This window comes from Marinobacter sp. SS13-12, assembly GCF_030227115.1.
GTDB lineage: Bacteria > Pseudomonadota > Gammaproteobacteria > Pseudomonadales > Oleiphilaceae > Marinobacter.
Window position 1 is genome coordinate 455,430 of the sequence record NZ_JASSUA010000002.1, and the last position, 18,873, is coordinate 474,302.

The window sequence follows — 18,873 nt, forward strand, 5'->3', positions numbered from 1 at the left end:
AGACGTTTCCGGGAGACCAGCGAGATCAATCCCGGCCCATACAGATATCCACAGGAAGCTACATGGATCAATTCAGAAACATTGGCGTGATTGGCCGCATGGGCAGTGTCAAGGTGGTCGAGTCGCTGCGTCAGCTCAAACAGTACCTGACGAATAATCACTACCACGTGATCATCGAAGAAGACACGGCCAGTATGTTGCCGGGCCATGGCCTGCAGGTGGCAAGCAAAAAGCTCCTTGGGGAAATCTGTGATCTGGTGATTGTGGTTGGCGGCGACGGTAGCCTGCTCGGTGCAGCCCGGGAACTGGCAAAATCGAAGATTCCACTGTTGGGGGTGAACCGTGGCCGCCTAGGCTTTCTGACCGACATCTCGCCGTCCGATCTGGAGGAGCGGCTGGGCAAGGTACTCCAGGGCGAGTACATCGAAGAGACACGTTTTCTTCTGGACGGGCATGTAGAGCGTAATGGCCAGCCCCTCGGCTTTGGAACCGCGCTGAATGACGTGGTGCTCCATCCCGGCAAATCCACCCGGATGATCGGGTTCGACCTGTATATTGACGGACATTTCGTATACAGCCAGCGTTCGGACGGGCTTATTGTGTCCACTCCTACCGGCTCAACGGCGTATTCGTTGTCGGCGGGCGGGCCTATCATGCACCCCAAGCTGGATGCAGTTGTGCTGGTACCCATGTTTCCGCACACCCTGAGCAGTCGGCCTATCGTGGTAGACGGCAAGAGCGAGATCAAACTGGTGATTGGTGAGACCAACGAAACCTATCCGCAGATCAGTTTCGACGGGCAGATGAACATTGCCTGCGCACCGGGCGATATCATCCGTATCACCAAAAAGCCCTTCAAGATCCGCCTTATTCATCCCGCGGACCACAATTTTTACGCCACGTGCCGGGACAAGCTGGGCTGGGCCAGTGAGATTTCAGCGAGTTAAAAACATGGTAGGACAGGCAAGATCCGCTAGCCGCGGCTACGACATTATCGGCGATATTCACGGATGCGCGCATACCCTGGAGCGGCTGCTGAAGCAGATGGGTTATCGCAAGGTGAACGGTGTATACGAGCATCCGCGGCGGCAGGCCATTTTCATCGGCGATATAATTGACCGGGGGCCCCGCATTCGTGAGTCCCTGCACCTGGTGCGGGACATGGTAGAACATGGCTCTGCCCGTATTGTGATGGGGAATCATGAGTACAATGCCCTCGGTTACTGTACCCGTGCCCGGCCAGGCAGCGGCAGGAAGTTTCTTCGTGAGCATAACGCCCGTCACGACCGGCTGATCCGTGAAACCCTCGAGCAGTTCGAGCACCACCCCCACGAGTGGAACGAGTTTCTCGAATGGTTCTATACCATCCCGCTGTTTATCGACGAGCCGGACTTCCGCGCGGTGCATGCCTGCTGGGACAGCGAGCTGATCAGCAAATTCAAGGAAAGTCAGGGTGGGGCCTGTATCGATGATGACTTTCTCCACGCCTCCGCTGCGATTGAATCCTTCGCCGGCCAGGTGATGGACACTCTCCTGCGCGGCACCGACCTGCGGTTGCCGCCGGGGGTGAAAATCACCGGCAAGGATGGCTATACCAGGGAGTTTTTCCGCACCAAGTTCTGGGCGGACAACCCGAAAACCTACGCCGATGTGGTGTTCCAACCGGACCCTTTGCCGGAAGAGGTCGCCTGTCGTGAGCTGACGGATGCCGAGCGCAGTCAGTTGATCAGCTATCCGAGCTCAGCCCCTCCGGTCTTCGTAGGTCATTACTGGATGGAGGGCGAGCCGGCGCCGCTCAAGCACAACGTTGCCTGTATCGACTTCAGTGCCGTCAAGTACGGCAAACTGGTGGCCTATCGGCTGGATGGCGAACGTACACTCTCCCGTGACAAGTTTGTGTGGGTGGATGTGGAGCGCCCGGAACAGCCGGAATATCCCACCAGTGAAGACAGCGTGGCGAGGTAGCCTGTGTACCGGATCAAACAGATTGACACGACAGTAGACCTGGCCGGGTTCAGTAATTGGCTGAAAGAACAGGGGGTGAGGCACCGGATTACGGAGGAGGGCGGCTACCAGGTGTTGTGGCTGGAGAACCCGGAGCATACAGAGCCGGTTCTGCAGGCCCTTGAGCGCTTCCTGAACGAGCCGGACATCCAGCAGGCCGTGAACACCACCGCCCGGTCGCCGGTGTTTGTGGGAGGGCGCTGGCAGCCATCGCCCCGCCATGCACCGATTGTACTGGGCATGATTCTGCTGGCGCTGCTGGTAGCCTGGGTGACCGCCATGGGGCAGAATCAGCTCTCCACCCTGCTGATGTTTGTGGACCCCCGGTTTTACGACTTCGGCTCTCTGGCTGAGCGCACCCAGGCGCTGTCGTCGACATTGGCGAGTGGTCAGGTCTGGCGCCTCATTACCCCGGATTTCCTGCATTTCAGCTGGTCCCACATCATCTTCAACTCCGTGATGTTGTGGTTCCTGGGCAGTCAGATTGAGTGGTTTGATGGTCGTGTCCGGTTACTGGTGCTGTTTTTGGTCACCAGTCTACTGTCCAACGGGTTGCAGTACATTGTCTCCGGCCCGTTGTTCGGAGGGCTGTCAGGCGTGGTCTACGGCATTCTCGGTTATTGCTGGCTCAGTCAGCGGCGTGTGCCAAGGTTCCAGTTCCCTCCTGCGCTGGTGACATTTGCCGTCGTCTGGATGGTTATAGGGTTTACGCCCTTTCCTGAAATTCTTGGGTTGGGGCGCATGGCGAACGAGGCTCATCTGGGTGGTTTTGTGGCTGGCCTGGCGCTGGCGGTGATTTTGCCGGCACCAAAAAAAGCCCCGCGAAATCGCGGGGCATAAAAAGAGCATTCAGCTCCTGATGAGAGAGACCAAATGAACACGACCTCGGTCATTTGGTGAGGTAATGATAATCATTATCGTTTATTATTGTCAACGGGTTTGCTCACATTTTTTTGCTGTAAAGCAACTGAATAGTGACTGGAGAGTGAAATGACATACGAAGAGCTGATCAAGCGGCTGGATCCGGCGGTCTACCAGAACCTCAAGCGCGCCCTGGAATTGGGCAAATGGCCAGACGGCCGCAAACTGAGCGACGAACAGCGCTCGATCTGCATGGAGGCGGTCATTTATTACGAAGATCACCACCAGGTCCCCAGGGAAGAGCGGGTCGGATATCTTGATCGCGGCAAAAAGGCCGGGACTGCTTGTGATCCCAGCGTGGCACGCACGGCAGGAAACTCTGCCAATGGCGCAGCAGACGCGGATCAGTTCTTCGAGGTGAAGTCTTGACGGCACTGGTTGATGTCACCGGCCGCCTCCGTAAAATGCCGGCAGAGCCGGGCAACCCCGTGCGTTATAGCATCCGGGTGGGGGATACACTGGTTCCTCTGAACGAGATGGTAGGCTATCCGTTACAGCTGGATTTTGACGGCGTCATACGCTGTATCCACTGCGACCGTAAAACCAACAAGAGCTTCAGCCAGGGTTATTGTTATCCGTGCTTTCGTAAACTGGCTGCCTGCGACAGTTGCATCATGAGTCCGGAAAAGTGCCACTATCATGAAGGCACCTGCCGCGAGCCGGAGTGGGGCGAAACCCACTGCATGATCGAGCATGTGGTTTACCTGGCCAACTCGTCCGGCCTGAAAGTCGGAATTACCCGCGGTTCGCAAGTGCCCACACGCTGGATTGATCAGGGGGCGGTCGATGCCATTCCCATGGTAAGGGTCGCCACCCGTCAGCTGGCGGGATTTGTTGAGGTAGCCTGCAAGAAACACGTTGCAGATCGCACAAACTGGCAGGCGATGCTGAAGGGCCAGGTGCCAGAGCTGAATCTTGTGGAAGAGCGCCGCCGCATACTGGGGCTGATAGCCGAGGATCTGGACGCGCTGAGGGCCACCTATGGCGACAGCGCCATCCGGGCAGTCGAGGAAGACAGCCTTGGCTTGAGTTATCCCGTTCAGGTGTGGCCCCAGAAGGTGAAAACCCATAATCTGGACAAATCACCGACAGCGGAAGGCGTGCTGCAGGGGATCAAGGGCCAGTACCTCATCCTCGACACCGGCGTGATCAACATCCGTAAGTATACCGGTTACGAAGTCCGCTTCCGGGTCTATCCGAATCACTGAAACAGACCCAACATATTCTGGAGATAGCGAATGCGTACCAGCCAGCCACAGACCATTTACCTGAAGGATTACCGCGTTCCCGTTTTTCTGGTGGACCACGTGGACCTTCGTTTTGAACTGTTTGAGGAAGGGGCACGGGTACACAGTGTCCTGTCCATGCGCCGCAACCCCGACAGCGACAGCGCGGACAAAAGCCTGGAACTGAACGGCGACACCCTGACCACCCTGGAGTCGCTGAGCCTCGACGGTCGTGTGTTGGCAGAAGATGCCTACGACGATCGTGTCGACAGACTGGTGATCCACGACGTGCCCGACCGTTTCGAACTTGGTGTGGTCACCTGGCTCGAACCACAGAACAATACCCGCCTGGAAGGGCTCTACCAATCTTCCGGCATGTTCTGTACCCAGTGCGAGGCCGAAGGCTTCCGCTGCATTACCTACTTCCCGGATCGCCCGGATGTGATGGCCCGCTTCCGCACCCGTATTGAAGCGGACAAGGCCAGCTTTCCCATTCTGTTGTCCAACGGCAACGATGTGGATAAAGGCGATCTGGAAAACGGCAGGCACTTTGTGACCTGGGAAGATCCGTTTCCGAAACCCAGCTACCTGTTTGCCCTGGTGGCCGGTGACCTGGTGGAAAAACGGGACAGCTTTCACACCATGTCCGGTCGCGATATCGACCTGCGCATGTACGTGGAGCCGCGCAATGCCGAGAAGTGCGATCACGCCATGGATTCGCTGAAGCGCTCCATGCGTTGGGATGAAGAGGTGTATGGCCGCGAATACGATCTCGATATCTTCATGATCGTGGCGGTGGACGATTTCAATATGGGCGCTATGGAGAACAAGGGGCTGAATATTTTCAACTCATCCTGTGTGCTTGCCAGCCAGGAAACTGCAACCGACCTGGCCTTCCAGCGTATCGAGTCCATCGTTGCCCATGAGTATTTCCACAACTGGTCCGGTAACCGGGTTACCTGTCGCGACTGGTTCCAGCTGAGCCTGAAAGAAGGGTTCACCGTGTTTCGGGATTCCCAGTTCTCGGCCGATATGGGTTCGCCCACGGTCAAGCGCATCGAAGATGCTACCATGCTGCGCACGGCCCAGTTCGCTGAGGACTCAGGCCCCATGGCCCATCCGGTGCGCCCCGAGTCCTATATGGAGATCACCAACTTCTACACCCTGACCATCTATGAGAAGGGTTGTGAAGTGGTTGGCATGATCCATACGCTGCTTGGCCCCGACCTGTTCCGCAAGGGCAGTGATCTCTACTTTGAGCGCCACGACGGCCAGGCCGTGACCACCGACGACTTCGTGCGGGCCATGGAAGATGCCAGTGGCCGTGACCTGTCACAGTTCCGCCTCTGGTACGAGCAGGCAGGTACACCTGCGCTGACAGTGCAGGACGAATATGATCAGGCGGCCGGGATCTATCGCCTGACAATTGCTCAGACCATTCCGGACACACCGGGCCAGGGCAACAAAAAGCCGCAGCATATTCCGTTTGCTGTCGGGCTTCTTGGAAAGGGCGGTGAGTCCCTGCCACTGAAACTGAACGCCAGTGACACCGATGCACCAACAGATCGGGTGCTTGAGCTGACAGAAGCCAGTCACACTTTTGAATTCCATGATGTGCCGGAGCGCCCGGTCCCGTCACTGCTGAGAAACTTCTCGGCCCCGGTCAGGGTTTACTATCCCTGGACACGCGATCAGTTGGTATTTCTCATGAGCCACGACCCGGACGGGTTCAATCGCTGGGATGCAGGCCAGCGGCTGGCCGTTGATGTGATCAACGGACTTGTGGGAAGTGCCGGTAGCGAAGCCGTTGATTCCGGATTGACGGACGCCTATCGCGGCCTGTTGACCGATACTTCCCTGGATCAGGCACTGGTTGCGAAAATGCTGCAGCTGCCCTCCGAAGCCTATCTGATCGAACTGGCAGACAAACCCAACGTGCCTGCCATCCACCAGGCCCGCGAAACGGTGCTTGGGCACCTTGCGACCGCTCTGCGGGATGATCTGCTTGCCTGTTACCAGCGCAACACCGTTGAGGGCCGCTACGAAGTAACGCCAGAGGCCGTTGCCCGCAGGAGCCTGCGGAATACCGCGCTTGCCTGGCTGCTTCACACAGACGATGAGGAAGGTCGGGCCCTGGCAGTAAGCCAGTTTGCAAGCGCAGACAACATGACCGACCGCATGGGTGCGTTGCGGGCACTGGTGAATTCCGGTTATGACCAGGAGCGTGAACGCACCCTGAAGGCTTTCTATGAACAGTGGAAAGACGACCCACAGGTGGTGGAGCAGTGGTTTGCCGTTCAGGCTGGCAGCAGCCGCACCGGCGGGTTGCCCGCGATTCGCGAGCTGTTAGCTCACCCCGCCTTCGACTGGAAAAATCCCAACAAGATCCGCTCGGTGGTTGGCGTTTTTGCAGGCCAGAACCTGCCGGCATTCCACGCCGAGGATGGCTCAGGCTATCGGTTCCTGGAAGAGCAGGTGCGCCGGTTGGACGACAGCAATCCGCAAATTGCCGCCAGGCTGGTGTCTCCCCTGACTCGCTGGCGCAAATTTGCACCGGTGCACGGTGAGCAGATGAAGACAGCGCTGGAGTCCATCAGGGACAAGTCCGGCCTGTCACGGGATGTCTATGAGGTGGTTCACAAGAGCCTCGCCGGCCAGTAAAGGAATGCGGTTGGAGCAGTATTCGCCCGGGCATTTACAAAACCTGCCGCGGGCGGATACAAAATCGCACTTTCGGTCGATAGACAATATCGGCCAATCGGCTAACCTGTCAGGAGCCGATATTCCATGACAACACAATAAGAAAAGCCTTATACAAGGCTTTCAGACAGGTTTAAGGGTAAACAATGAAGTACAAAAACAATGTAATTCTGGGCAGTTTGTTTGCGTTTTCTGTCTTCGCCATGCCACTCAGTGCTGGTGTTTCCCCAAGTGAAGCCGCTCGCCTCGGGCAGGACCTGACACCGTTCGGCTCTGTAAAGGCCGGTAATGAGGCTGGAACCATCCCCCCGTGGACCGGCGGGCTGACTGAAGCACCTGCCGGCTACGAAGGCAGTGGACAGCACCACATCAACCCGTTCCCTGATGACGAAGTGCTGTTTACCATCAATGCGTCAAACATGGATCAGTACGACGAGTACCTGACGGACGGCCTTCGCGCCATGCTCGATACCTATCCCACCACGTTCCGTATCCCAATCTACAAGAGCCGGCGTACCCATGCGGTACCGGACTGGGTTGCTGAAAACACCAGAGAGAACGCGGTTGAGGCAGAGGTTGTCGGTGAAGGCGAGGGCATTGACGGCGCCTTTGCCGGATATCCGTTCCCGATTCTGCACGGTAACAATGAAGAAAAGGCCTGGCAGGTTATCTGGAACCATCTGACCCGCTGGCGCGGGGTTTCCATAACCCGTCGTTCCAGTGAAGTTGCGGTGCAGACCGACGGGGATTATTCTCTGGTCACCTCGCAGCAGGAAGCCTTCTTCAATTACTACAACCCGGAAGGCAGTGAAGACGAGCTGGATAACGTCATTTTCTATTATCTGTCGTTCACCCAGTCTCCGCCCCGTCTTGCTGGCGGCGCCATCCTGATTCACGAAACCCTGAACCAGATTATCAATCCGCGTAACGGATGGGGTTATAATGCCGGCCAGCGTCGTGTTCGTCGTGCGCCCAACCTGGGCTATGATTCTCCGATCGCGGCAGCCGATAACCTCAGGACCGCCGACGATACCGATATCTTTAACGGTGCGCTGGACCGGTATAACTGGAACTACGAGGGAATGCGTGAAATCTACATTCCCTACAACAACTACCGTCTTGGCGAGAAGGGTACTCCCTATTCAGAAATTCTGGGTATTTCCCACCTGAACCCGGACCTGACCCGTTGGGAGTTGCACCGTGTGCACGTGGTGGAAGCAACCCTGAAAGACGGTGAGCGCCACATCTACGGCAAGCGCCGTTTTTACGTGGATGCGGACAGCTGGAACACCGTTCTGCTGGACCAGTATGATGGTCGCGGTGAGCTGTGGCGCGTGACCATGGGCATGGCAAAGAACTATTATGAATTGCCGGGCGTCTGGACCGTTCTGGATGTGTATCATGACCTGCAGGCACGTCGCTACCACGTACTGGGTCTTGATACGGAAGAACCCTCCACCCGTAAGTTTACCAACGATGTACCCAACCGCCGTTATTTCTCCCCGGCGTCCCTGCGTCGCAGGAGTGTGCGTTAACGACCGCGCTTGTTGGCAGGAAAAGACTTTCGCCAGAGACGGATGGCGACGAATATACCGGTGGCCGCAAGGCCACCGGTATATTCATAGTATCGGCCGGTATTACCGGTGGAATCAGAGTGACACAGTTCAACACAACATATAGGCAATCTGAATGGCTACAAGGTTGATGTGCAAGACTCTGGGAGCGGCCTGTCTTGGACTATCCATGGCAATGTCCGCACCCTCGGTGTTTGCGCTTGCAGATATCATCGAAACCCCTTCCCGGCCCACTACGCTTGCACCAGAGAGTCTGCTCAATGATGCCGATCGCGCGGGCGAACGTATCGTGGCGGCTGGTGAGCGTGGTCATATCATTTTTTCTGATGATCAGGGTGAGACCTGGGTGCAGGCTGAGGTTCCGGTCCGCGCGACCCTGACCGGCGTTGACTTTGGTACAGATACCCACGGCTGGGCAGTGGGGCACAGCGGTGTGGTTCTCCATTCTGACAACGCAGGTGAAAGCTGGGAGCTACAGCTAACCGGTGTCCGTGCCGCGGAGCTGGCCATCGAAAGCCGCCAGGAGCAGATCGAAGAGCTGGAGCAGCAGATCGAGGAGGCCCCGGAAGAGGAGAAAGCCGACCTGGAATGGGCTCTGGATGATCTGTTCTTCTCGATGGAAAACCTGGAATCCGATCTTGAAATCGGTCCGGTAAACCCGTTTCTCGATGTCTGGTTTGAAAACGAAGACCACGGTTTCGTGGTGGGTGCCTACGGCATGTTTCTGCGCACCACAGACGGTGGCGAAACCTGGAGTGACTGGGCGCCCAGGATCGACAACCCCACCGGATTCCACCTTAACGGTATTACCCGGATCACCGGCGGTGCACTGGTGATTGTGGGTGAGGCGGGCCAGATTTTTGTCTCCGTTGATGGCGGCGAAAGCTGGGAAAAACGTGAAAGTCCCTATGAAGGTTCACTGTTTGGGGCCATTGGCACCGGCCAGGTGAATGAGGTTCTGGCGTTTGGTCTGCGCGGTAACATGTTCCTCTCCACCGATCTGGGCAAGAACTGGAAAGTGGTTCCGAATGAGGCCGGTGCGACACTCAATGATGGTGCGGTTGCGGATGATGGCAGGATCACTCTGGTTGGTAATGGCGGCACGGTACTGATGAGCACCAACGGTGGCGAATCCTTCCGGCCCTATTCCAGGGATGATCGGGAAGGCGTAATGGACGTTGTCCCGCTCTCCGGAACCAATCTTCTGATCGTGGGCGAGGGTGGCGTGAAGCATACCGACGCCCGCGGCAAGAACCTTCAATAACGCCCTGATGCGGCACCAACAGATCGAAAACGAGAGGGGCTTTTGAATGTCGAACCCGAAGCATGACAAGGGCGAGCATTATCTGACTACACCGAAGGCAGAACCGTTTCTGGAGCGGCTGATCTTCAACAATCGGGCAATTATCCTGATTGCATTTTTCTTCCTGACGCTGTTTCTCGGCTACAACGCCGTCAAAATCCAGCCGGATGCCAGTTTCGAGCGGATGATTCCGCTTGAGCATCCATACATCGTCAACATGCTGGAGCATCGGAACGACCTGGAGAACCTGGGCAACTTTGTGCGTATCGCCGTGGAAGTGGAAGAAGGCGATATCTTCACCCAGGAATACATGGAGACCCTGAAGCAGATCACCGATGAGGTGTTCTACCTCAACGGGGTTGACCGTTCAGGGCTGAAATCACTCTGGACCTCAAACGTTCGCTGGGTGGAAGTCACTGAGCAGGGATTCCAGGGTGGTACGGTTATTCCGGATAACTACGATGGTTCCCGTGCCAGCCTGGAGCAGCTGCGCCAGAACGTACTCAGGTCAAACGAAGTGGGCCGTCTGATTTCGGACAACTTCCGTTCCACCATCGTGTACGCACCGCTTTACGAGAATAACCCGGAAACCGGCGAGCCACTGGACTACGGCGAGTTCTCGCGACAGCTGGAAGAAAAGATAAGGGACAAGTACGAAGCCCAGAACCCGAACATTGATATCCACATTGTCGGTTTCGCCAAAAAAGTCGGCGACCTGATTGAAGGTATCGGCTCCATTGCATGGTTTGCCGGCATTACCATCATTCTGACCACGCTGCTGCTCTACGGTTATTCCCGCTGTATTACCGGAACACTGGTGCCGGTATTTACCTCCATCATTGCTGTGTTCCTGCAATTGGGAACCTTGCGCCTGCTGGGATATGGGCTGGATCCGTACTCGGTACTGGTTCCGTTCCTGGTGTTTGCCATTGGTATCAGTCACGGCGTTCAGATCGTCAACGCCATGGCAGTGGAAGCAGCGAAAGGGTTTGATTCCGTCACCGCTGCCCGCCTGGCCTTCCGGGCTCTCTACATTCCGGGCATGCTGGCTCTGATTTCCGACGCCTTCGGCTTCCTGACCCTGTTCTTTATCGAGATTGATGTTATCCGGGATCTCGCGGTTGCAGCCGGCATTGGTGTGGCGTTCGTTATCCTGACCAACCTGGTACTGCATGTACTGATCATGTCCTACCTGGGTATTTCCAAAGGTGGCGTTCGTCATGTGCAGAACCACGGCGAGAAGCAGGACCGCAAGTGGCGCATCATGTCTTACTTTGCGCACCCGGGTGTAGCTCCGATTTCGCTGCTGATTGCGGTGATTGGTCTTGGGCTTGGCCTGTATTACAAGCAGGACCTGAAGGTTGGTGACCTGGATCAGGGCGCGCCGGAGCTGAGGGCAGACTCGCGTTACAACAAGGACAATGCCTTCATCATCGACAACTACTCGACAAGTGCCGATGTCCTGGTGGTGATGGTAAAGACCGAAGAAGAGCAGTGTACCCAGTACAACACGCTCCGTGCCATGGACACGCTGCAGTGGGAGCTGCAGAACACCCCGGGCGTTCAGTCCTCCGCCTCGCTGGCGAATGTGTCCAAGCTGGTCACGAAGGCACTGAACGAAGGCAACTGGAAGTGGTATGAAATTTCCCGCAACCAGACCATCATCAATGCTTCCATTCGTGAGGCCCCGGCGGGTCTGATCAACACCAACTGTGACCTGACACCAGTGCTTGTGTTCCTTGAGGATCACAAGGCAGAAACGCTGAAGACGGTGACGGAGCGCGTGGAGGAGTTTGCCAGCAATAATAATAGCGATGAGCATACCTTCCTGCTGGGGGCCGGCAACGCGGGTGTGGAGGCTGCTACCAACGACGTCATCTCCAGCGCCAAGAACATGATGCTGATCTTCGTCTATGGTGTAGTAGCGTCGCTGTGCCTGCTGACCTTCCGGTCAATCCGGGCGGTATTGTGTATCCTGATCCCCCTGGGGCTCACGTCCATTCTGGCTGAGGCCATCATGGCGGTGTCCGGTATCGGCATCAAAGTGGCGACGTTGCCGGTTATCGCACTGGGTGTGGGTATCGGTGTCGACTACGGTATCTATATCTACAGCAAGCTCGAAAAATTCCTGCTTGAGGGCAAGACGCTCCAGGAGGCCTATTTCGAGACCCTCAGATCCACCGGCAAGGCGGTCATCTTTACCGGCGTCACCCTCGGTATTGGTGTGGTGACCTGGATCTTCTCTCCCATCAAGTTCCAGGCGGATATGGGGCTGTTGTTGTTCTTCATGTTCATCTGGAACATGGTCGGTTCCATCTGGCTGCTTCCGGCTCTGGCACGCTTCCTGCTGCGCCCGGACCGTATGGTTGCCAAGGCCCGCGCGAACAAATAAATTCGCAAACGCCTGATCAGAAAAGCCCGCATTGCGGGCTTTTTTGTTTTTCGCTCAAGTGGTTAGCGTGCTAATGCTGGCTTTATTTATGACCAGAATTGGTCTATGTTTTAAGGCGAACGTGGAAAGAGTCTGTGTGAATGCGCAGGCCAAAAAAAGCAATAACGAACACAAAAGGGAAAAGTCATGGCACTGAAACAGAAATTTTCCGCACTCGCGGTTGCAGCTGCAGTCAGCTTCGGAGCGACCTCTACAGCGGTAAGCGCCCAGGAGCAACAATTCGTCACCATCGGTACAGGTGGTGTAACCGGGGTTTACTATCCGGCGGGTGGTGCGATTTGCCGGCTGGTCAATATGGACCGTAAAGAACACGGTATCCGTTGTTCGGTAGAAAGCACCGGTGGCTCGGTCTATAACCTGAACGCGATTCGCCAGGGCGAGCTGGATCTGGCGGTTGCTCAGTCTGACTGGCAATACCATGCCTACAACGGCACCAGTGAGTTTGAAAAGGACGGCAAGAATGAGAAGCTCCGTGCCGTATTTTCGCTTCACCCTGAACCGTTTACCGTTGTAGCCAGCAAGGGCTCCGGCATCAAGACCTTTGAAGATCTCGAGGGTAAGCGGGTATCCGTTGGTAACCCGGGTTCTGGTCAGCGTGCCACTGCCGAGGTTCTGATGGATGAAATGGGCTGGACCATGGACAAGTTCTCCCTGGCGGCCGAGTTGAAGGCAGCTGAGCAATCCCAGGCCCTGTGTGACGGCAACATCGACGCCTTCTTCTATACCGTTGGTCACCCTTCTGGTGCCATCAAGGAAGCAACAACTTCCTGCGACAGCGTTATTGTCACTGTGGACAACGAGGCGACCAGAAAACTAATCGACGAGAACCCGTATTATCGGAAGGCCATTATCCCTGGCGGCATGTATCGGGGGAGCGACGATGACACCACCACCTTTGGTGTTGCTGCCACATTCGTGTCCTCAACAGACGTTTCGGAGAAAGTGGTGTATGAAGTGGTCAGTGCAGTATTCGAAAACTTTGACAGCTTCAAGCGCCTGCATCCTGCGTTCGGCGTCCTGAAAAAGGAAGAAATGGCATCTGACGCCCTGAGTGCGCCTCTGCATCCGGGCGCCGAGAAGTACTACAAAGAAGCCGGCCTGATCGACTGATCCTGTAACCGGTAAAAACAACACCGCAGGCATTCCAGCCTGCGGTGTTTTGATCTCCGACCCGCTATATTTTACAGGACCCAGCTATGGCCAATAGCGAACCGAGAGCCGGGGATAATATGGACAGCAAGAAGGTTGCAGAAGTTCTTCAGACCGAAACCGGTGGAAGAGCCGCAACTGGTATGGCTGCCAGGATACTTTTTGTTGTCCCCCTGTTCTGGTCACTTTTTCAGCTATGGATAGCATCACCGTTGCCTTATATCGTCGAGTTCGGCGTTTTTAATTCAACGGAATCGAGATCTATTCATCTTGCATTCGCTACCTTCCTGGCGTTTGCCGCTTACCCGATGATTCGGGGCAGGAATGTTGATCACGTTCCGTTCTATGACTGGATTCTTGCACTGGCCGCTGCTTTTGCAGCTTCCTATCTGTATTTTTTCTACGACGAGCTGTCTACCCGTCCGGGGTCACCGATAACCCAGGACCTGATTGTTGCCCTCGGCGGTATGGTGTTGCTGCTGGAAGCTACCCGTCGGGCGTTGGGTTTGCCGCTGACCATTGTCGCAGGCGTGTTTCTTGTCTATGCACTGGCTGGCCCCTATATGCCGGACGTTATCTCCCACAAGGGCGCAAGCTTCAGTAAGCTGTCGTCCCATATGTGGCTGGGTACGGAAGGTGTTTTCGGTGTTGCCCTGGGTGTTTCAACCAGCTTCGTCTTCCTGTTCGTCCTCTTTGGTGCACTGCTGGAGCGGGCAGGGGCGGGCAACTACTTCATCAAGGTTGCCTACGCCATGCTGGGCCACATGCGTGGCGGGCCGGCCAAGGCCGCCGTTGTATCCAGTGGCTTGAGTGGTGTCATTTCCGGCTCGTCCATTGCCAACGTGGTCACCACCGGTACGTTTACCATCCCGTTGATGAAACGGGTTGGCTTCCCGGCTACCAAGGCAGGTGCTGTTGAAGTGGCTGCCTCGACCAACGGCCAGCTGACCCCTCCCATTATGGGCGCTGCGGCGTTTCTGATGGTTGAGTATGTGGGGATTTCCTACCTGGAAGTTATCAAGCATGCAATATTGCCGGCGTTGATTTCCTATGTGGCGTTGATTTATATCGTTCACCTGGAAGCCTGTAAGCTGAAGATGAAGGGTATTGAGCGCCCGAATCGGCCGACTCTGGCTCAGCGTCTGTTGAACTGGGTTGTGATTCTGCTCGGCCTGAGTGCTCTTACCTTTGTCGTTTATTACGGTATTGGCTGGCTCAAGGTTGTGCTTGGTGAGTCAGCTATATGGGTTCTCGGGCCTTTGCTGCTTTTTGTCTACATAGGGCTGGTCTGGTACTCGACCCGCTTCCCGGAACTGGAACAGGACGATCCTGACTCTGCAATGGATACGCTTCCGGACGTCGCGCCGACGGTGAAGACTGGCCTCTATTTCCTTCTGCCGGTGGTGGTGCTGGTCTGGTGTCTGACGGTTGAGCGTTTTTCTCCCCAGTTGTCCGCCTTCTGGGCCACAGTATTCATGATTTTTATTGTTATCACCCAGCAGCCGCTGAAAGCCTTTTTTCACAAGAAGGGCAATTTCCTGACTGAAACAAAAACCGGCTTCGTCGACTTGTTGCATTCGTTGGTGACGGGCGCGCGGAACATGGTTGGTATCGGTGTGGCAACGGCGACCGCCGGCATAGTGGTAGGCACCGTGACACTGACCGGTATTGGTCTGGTGATGACTCAGTTCGTGGAGTTCATTTCGGGCGGTAACCTGCTACTGATGCTGATCTTTACCGCCATTATCAGCCTGGTCCTGGGCATGGGGCTGCCCACCACGGCCAACTATATTGTTGTTTCGACATTGATGGCGCCGGTGATCGTCACCCTGGGTGCTCAGAATGGCCTGTTGGTACCACTCATTGCGGTGCACCTGTTTGTGTTCTACTTTGGCATACTGGCGGATGATACGCCGCCCGTGGGGCTGGCCGCCTACGCGGCGGCTGCCATCTCGGGTGCCGACCCGATACGAACGGGTATCCAGGGTTTCACCTATGATATCCGGACGGCCATTCTTCCGTTCATGTTCATCTTCAATACCCAGTTATTGCTGATCGGGCTGACGGGATGGTTTGATCTGCTGGTCACCATAGCCAGTGCCGTAACTGCCATGCTGGTTTTCTCGGCGGCCACCCAGGGGTACTGGTTCACCAAGAGCTATAAATGGGAGTCCGCACTGTTGTTGCTGATCACCTTCACCCTGTTCCGCCCGGGCTACTGGTGGGATATGGTCTACCCGCCAACGGAGGATCGACCGGCAACTGAAGTGACGGAGCATGTCGAGAATGTGCCTGCGGGCGGGTCTATCGTCCTTCAGGCGTCTGGCATGTCCCTGAGTGGTGATGAGGTGTCGACCTACCTGAGCCTCGAGTTACCGGCCGGAGAGTCCCCGGAAGCAAGGCTCGCGAGCGCCGGCCTGGAACTGTCCCGTCAGGACGATGCCATGGTGGTGGACTTTGTCGGCTATGGCAGTGCGGCTGAGGATGCCGGTATCAGCTTCGGCTGGACTATTGACTCAGTGCAGGTTGAACTTGACCGCCCACCAAAAGAGCTGATGTTCATTCCCGCACTCATCCTCCTGGGGCTTGTTGCCTTTGGCCAGTTAAGGCGGCGAACGCCGGAAGAGGCCAGTGCCTACGGCTGATCATCACATGTGAAAACCCGGCATTAACCTGCCGGGTTTTTTTCTGTTAAACTCCTGCCCGCAACGGTCCGCGGTTTGTGTCGCGGCCAACCGTCAACATGTGGTCTTTGGTACGGATCACCTCTGGAACTCCAGGAGCTAATTATGCCAGTTGTAACCCTGCCTGATGGCAGTCACCGCAGTTTTGCCGAATCTGTAACCGTTCACGATGTCGCAGCAGACATCGGGGCCGGTCTTGCCAAGGCCGCTATCGCCGGCCGTGTTAACGGCAAGCTGGTTGATACCAGCTATCCCATTGACGAAGACGCCGATCTCGCCATTGTTACCGAGCGGGATGACGACGGCGTGGATATTATCCGCCATTCCACTGCCCACTTGCTGGCGATGGCTGTGAAGGAACTGTTTCCCTCTGCCCAGGTCACCATTGGCCCGGTTGTGGATAACGGGTTCTACTACGATTTCAAGTTCGACCGGCCGTTTACCAATGAAGACCTGAGCCGGATCGAAAAGCGCATGGAAGAGCTGGCGAAGCAGGACATTCCCGTTTCCCGCTCGGTCATGTCCCGTGATGAAGCCGTGCGTCTGTTCGATGAAATGGGCGAGGAGTACAAGGTTCGCATCATAGAAGACATTCCGGGTGATGAAGACCTGTCATTCTACCGCCAGGGTGACTTCATCGACCTGTGTCGCGGGCCCCACGTGCCCAGTACCGGCAAGCTCAAGGCCTTCAAGCTGACCAAAGTAGCCGGTGCCTACTGGCGCGGCGACACCAGCAACGAGCAGTTGCAGCGTGTGTACGGTACCGCCTGGGGCAACAAGAAAGACCTGAAAGCCTATCTCCACCGCCTGGAAGAGGCTGAGAAGCGGGATCACCGCAAGATCGGCAAGAAGCTGAGCCTGTTCCATATGCAGGAAGAAGCGCCGGGTATGGTGTTCTGGCATCCGGATGGCTGGTCCCTGTACCAGGAAATCGAACAGTACATGCGCCGCAAGCAGCATGACCACGGTTACCAGGAAATCAAGACGCCACAGGTGGTGTCACGGTCACTGTGGGAAAAGTCCGGGCACTGGGACAAGTTCAAGGACGACATGTTTACCACAGAGTCCGAGAAGCACGACTACGCCATCAAGCCTATGAACTGTCCATGCCACGTGCAGGTGTTCAATCAGGGCCTCAAGAGCTACAAGGATTTGCCCCTGCGCCTGGCGGAGTTTGGCTCCTGCCACCGCAACGAAGCCTCCGGTGCCCTGCACGGCCTGATGCGTGTGCGTGGATTCACCCAGGACGATGCGCACATTTTCTGCGAGGAAGATGCGATTCAGCAGGAGGTGTCGTCCTTTATAGAGATGCTTCACGAGATCTATGAGGACTTCGGATTTACTGAGATCCTGTACAAGCTCTCAACCCGGCCGGAAAAGCGTGTTGGCTCTGACGAAGTCTGGGACAAGGCGGAAGCGGCCCTGGAAGAGGCGCTGAATCGTGAGGGTGTAGACTGGGAGTTATTACCGGGCGAAGGCGCCTTTTATGGGCCGAAAATCGAATTTTCTCTGAAAGACTGCATCGGCCGGGTATGGCAATGTGGTACCATTCAGGTCGATTTTTCCATGCCGGGCCGCCTGGGTGCGCAATATGTGGCAGATAATTCAGAGCGCAAGACGCCTGTTATGCTGCACAGGGCGGTTTTGGGATCGTTCGAACGCTTCATCGGCATTCTTATTGAAGAATACGAAGGTGCTTTCCCGACCTGGCTGGCCCCGACGCAGATTGCGGTGCTGAATATTACCGATAATCAGCGTGATTATTGCCAGAATCTTGCAAAAAAATGGGATTCCCTTGGCTATAGGGTTAATGCCGACTTGAGAAACGAGAAGATCGGCTTTAAAATCCGCGAGCATACTATCAACAAAGTCCCTTTCCTTGTTGTTGTCGGCGACAAAGAAGTCGAGAACAACGCCGTTGCGGTGAGAACCCGCAAAGGCGAAGATTTGGGGACTTTATCGCTGGACGCGTTTGAGCAGCTAATGGCTGACGAAATCAATCGCAAAGGCAGAACCAAGACGGAGATCTGATTATTAAACAGCGAGCGAATCGGGGGCGTACACCAAAGGCGCCAATCAATGAGAATATTGACGCAACTGAAGTCCGTCTTATTGACGCAGAGGGCAACCAAGTCGGCGTAGTGTCGATCGAAGATGCAATCAAGCAGGCAGAAGAAGCGTCTCTTGACCTGGTTCAGGTTACGGATTCCGATCCGATCGTCTGTAAGATAATGGACTACGGCAAGAAAATCTTCGATGAGAAGAAGGCCAAGGCTGCTGCGAAGAAAAAGCAGAAGCAGACTCAGGTCAAAGAGCTTAAGTTCCGACCAGGAACTGAAGAAGGGGATTATCAGGTCAAACTACGCAACCTGGTACGTTTCCTTGAAAACGGGGACCGCGGCAAACTCACTATTCGCTTCCGTGGGCGTGAGATGGCACACCAGGAAATCGGTATGAAGCTCATGAACAGGATTGAAGAGGATATTGACGAGATTGCCCAGGTAGAACAGCGGCCGAAGATGGAAGGCCGCCAGATGACCATGGTTGTGGCTCCCCGCAAGAAGAAGTGAACCTGATCCGGTGAGATCCCCCGCGGTCGCGGGGGATTTGTCGTTCAGGGGCACATTGATATCACTTAAAAACAGAATGCGGAGTTTTAAAAAATGTCCAAGATGAAAACCAAAAGTGGGGCCACCAAGCGGTTCAAGAAAACCGCCACTGGCTTCAAGCACAAGCAGTCCTTCACCAGTCATATCTTGACCAAGAAGAGCCCCAAGCGTAAGCGTCAGCTCCGTGGTACCAAGCTGATCGCCAAGGCCGACGTGGCTTCCATCAAGCGTATGACAGCGTGCTGATTCAG

Annotated in this window: 14 protein-coding genes; all 14 read left to right on the forward strand. The window is 55.8% G+C overall.

Translation table 11 applies throughout. The features are described from left to right. The first annotated feature begins 62 nt into the window (after nucleotides 1-62). The 14 genes from QPL94_RS15125 to rpmI all read left to right on the forward strand — a co-directional run bounded on the left by QPL94_RS15125 (nucleotide 63) and on the right by rpmI (nucleotide 18,868). Nucleotides 63-947, forward strand: coding sequence for an NAD(+) kinase (locus QPL94_RS15125; protein ID WP_137437754.1), 885 nt, complete (start codon nucleotides 63-65; stop codon nucleotides 945-947). A gap of 4 nt (nucleotides 948-951) precedes the next feature. Further along, nucleotides 952-1,965 (forward strand): metallophosphoesterase, encoded by a 1,014-nt coding sequence (locus tag QPL94_RS15130; protein WP_285358485.1) that lies wholly within the window; start codon nucleotides 952-954, stop codon nucleotides 1,963-1,965. 3 nt (nucleotides 1,966-1,968) lie between these two features. Beyond that, nucleotides 1,969-2,844 carry a rhomboid family intramembrane serine protease gene (locus tag QPL94_RS15135; protein WP_285358486.1) on the forward strand — a complete coding sequence of 292 codons (876 nt, stop codon included), beginning with the start codon at nucleotides 1,969-1,971 and terminating at the stop codon, nucleotides 2,842-2,844. Nucleotides 2,845-2,994: 150 nt separating this feature from the next. Further along, nucleotides 2,995-3,294 (forward strand): YeaC family protein, encoded by a 300-nt coding sequence (locus tag QPL94_RS15140; RefSeq protein WP_285358487.1) that lies wholly within the window; start codon nucleotides 2,995-2,997, stop codon nucleotides 3,292-3,294. Further along, entirely contained in the window at nucleotides 3,291-4,133 is an 843-nt protein-coding gene (locus tag QPL94_RS15145; protein ID WP_285358488.1) for a DUF2797 domain-containing protein, read from the forward strand. The genes QPL94_RS15140 and QPL94_RS15145 overlap by 4 nt, the downstream gene beginning before the upstream one ends. A gap of 30 nt (nucleotides 4,134-4,163) precedes the next feature. Beyond that, on the forward strand, nucleotides 4,164-6,812 hold the full coding sequence (gene pepN / locus QPL94_RS15150; RefSeq protein ID WP_285358489.1) for an aminopeptidase N: 2,649 nt from the start codon (nucleotides 4,164-4,166) through the stop codon (nucleotides 6,810-6,812). Nucleotides 6,813-6,997: 185 nt separating this feature from the next. Next, on the forward strand, nucleotides 6,998-8,386 hold the full coding sequence (locus QPL94_RS15155; protein WP_285358490.1) for a DUF1329 domain-containing protein: 1,389 nt from the start codon (nucleotides 6,998-7,000) through the stop codon (nucleotides 8,384-8,386). Nucleotides 8,387-8,540: 154 nt separating this feature from the next. Then, entirely contained in the window at nucleotides 8,541-9,689 is a 1,149-nt protein-coding gene (locus QPL94_RS15160) for a YCF48-related protein (protein ID WP_285358491.1), read from the forward strand. 46 nt (nucleotides 9,690-9,735) lie between these two features. Further along, nucleotides 9,736-12,120 (forward strand): efflux RND transporter permease subunit, encoded by a 2,385-nt coding sequence (locus tag QPL94_RS15165; protein ID WP_285358492.1) that lies wholly within the window; start codon nucleotides 9,736-9,738, stop codon nucleotides 12,118-12,120. Nucleotides 12,121-12,306: 186 nt separating this feature from the next. Further along, nucleotides 12,307-13,290 carry a TAXI family TRAP transporter solute-binding subunit gene (locus QPL94_RS15170; protein ID WP_285358493.1) on the forward strand — a complete coding sequence of 328 codons (984 nt, stop codon included), beginning with the start codon at nucleotides 12,307-12,309 and terminating at the stop codon, nucleotides 13,288-13,290. Nucleotides 13,291-13,376: 86 nt separating this feature from the next. Continuing rightward, nucleotides 13,377-15,974 carry a TRAP transporter permease gene (locus QPL94_RS15175; RefSeq protein WP_285358494.1) on the forward strand — a complete coding sequence of 866 codons (2,598 nt, stop codon included), beginning with the start codon at nucleotides 13,377-13,379 and terminating at the stop codon, nucleotides 15,972-15,974. A 144-nt stretch (nucleotides 15,975-16,118) separates the two neighbouring features. Next, the gene (gene thrS / locus QPL94_RS15180) at nucleotides 16,119-18,044 is read left to right on the forward strand and encodes a threonine--tRNA ligase (RefSeq protein WP_285358495.1); all 1,926 of its coding nucleotides are present in this window, start codon (nucleotides 16,119-16,121) and stop codon (nucleotides 18,042-18,044) included. Then, entirely contained in the window at nucleotides 18,041-18,583 is a 543-nt protein-coding gene (gene infC / locus QPL94_RS15185; protein WP_137437765.1) for a translation initiation factor IF-3, read from the forward strand. Before thrS ends, infC begins: the two co-directional genes overlap by 4 nt. Nucleotides 18,584-18,676: 93 nt before the next feature. Further along, nucleotides 18,677-18,868, forward strand: a complete 192-nt coding sequence (rpmI, locus tag QPL94_RS15190; RefSeq protein ID WP_114613684.1) for a 50S ribosomal protein L35 — start codon at nucleotides 18,677-18,679, stop codon at nucleotides 18,866-18,868. The last annotated feature ends 5 nt before the right edge of the window (nucleotides 18,869-18,873 follow it).

Excerpts from the sequence above, each read along its gene's own strand:
- pepN (WP_285358489.1), top strand. The coding sequence starts at position 4,164 with ATGCGTACCAGCCAGCCACAGACCATTTACCTGAAGGATTACCGCGTT.
- rpmI (WP_114613684.1), top strand. The coding sequence starts at position 18,677 with ATGTCCAAGATGAAAACCAAAAGTGGGGCCACCAAGCGGTTCAAGAAA.
- QPL94_RS15155 (WP_285358490.1), top strand. The coding sequence starts at position 6,998 with ATGAAGTACAAAAACAATGTAATTCTGGGCAGTTTGTTTGCGTTTTCT.
- thrS (WP_285358495.1), top strand. The coding sequence starts at position 16,119 with ATGCCAGTTGTAACCCTGCCTGATGGCAGTCACCGCAGTTTTGCCGAA.
- QPL94_RS15125 (WP_137437754.1), top strand. The coding sequence starts at position 63 with ATGGATCAATTCAGAAACATTGGCGTGATTGGCCGCATGGGCAGTGTC.
- QPL94_RS15160 (WP_285358491.1), top strand. The coding sequence starts at position 8,541 with ATGGCTACAAGGTTGATGTGCAAGACTCTGGGAGCGGCCTGTCTTGGA.
- QPL94_RS15165 (WP_285358492.1), top strand. The coding sequence starts at position 9,736 with ATGTCGAACCCGAAGCATGACAAGGGCGAGCATTATCTGACTACACCG.
- QPL94_RS15130 (WP_285358485.1), top strand. The coding sequence starts at position 952 with ATGGTAGGACAGGCAAGATCCGCTAGCCGCGGCTACGACATTATCGGC.
- QPL94_RS15170 (WP_285358493.1), top strand. The coding sequence starts at position 12,307 with ATGGCACTGAAACAGAAATTTTCCGCACTCGCGGTTGCAGCTGCAGTC.
- QPL94_RS15175 (WP_285358494.1), top strand. The coding sequence starts at position 13,377 with ATGGCCAATAGCGAACCGAGAGCCGGGGATAATATGGACAGCAAGAAG.
- QPL94_RS15140 (WP_285358487.1), top strand. The coding sequence starts at position 2,995 with ATGACATACGAAGAGCTGATCAAGCGGCTGGATCCGGCGGTCTACCAG.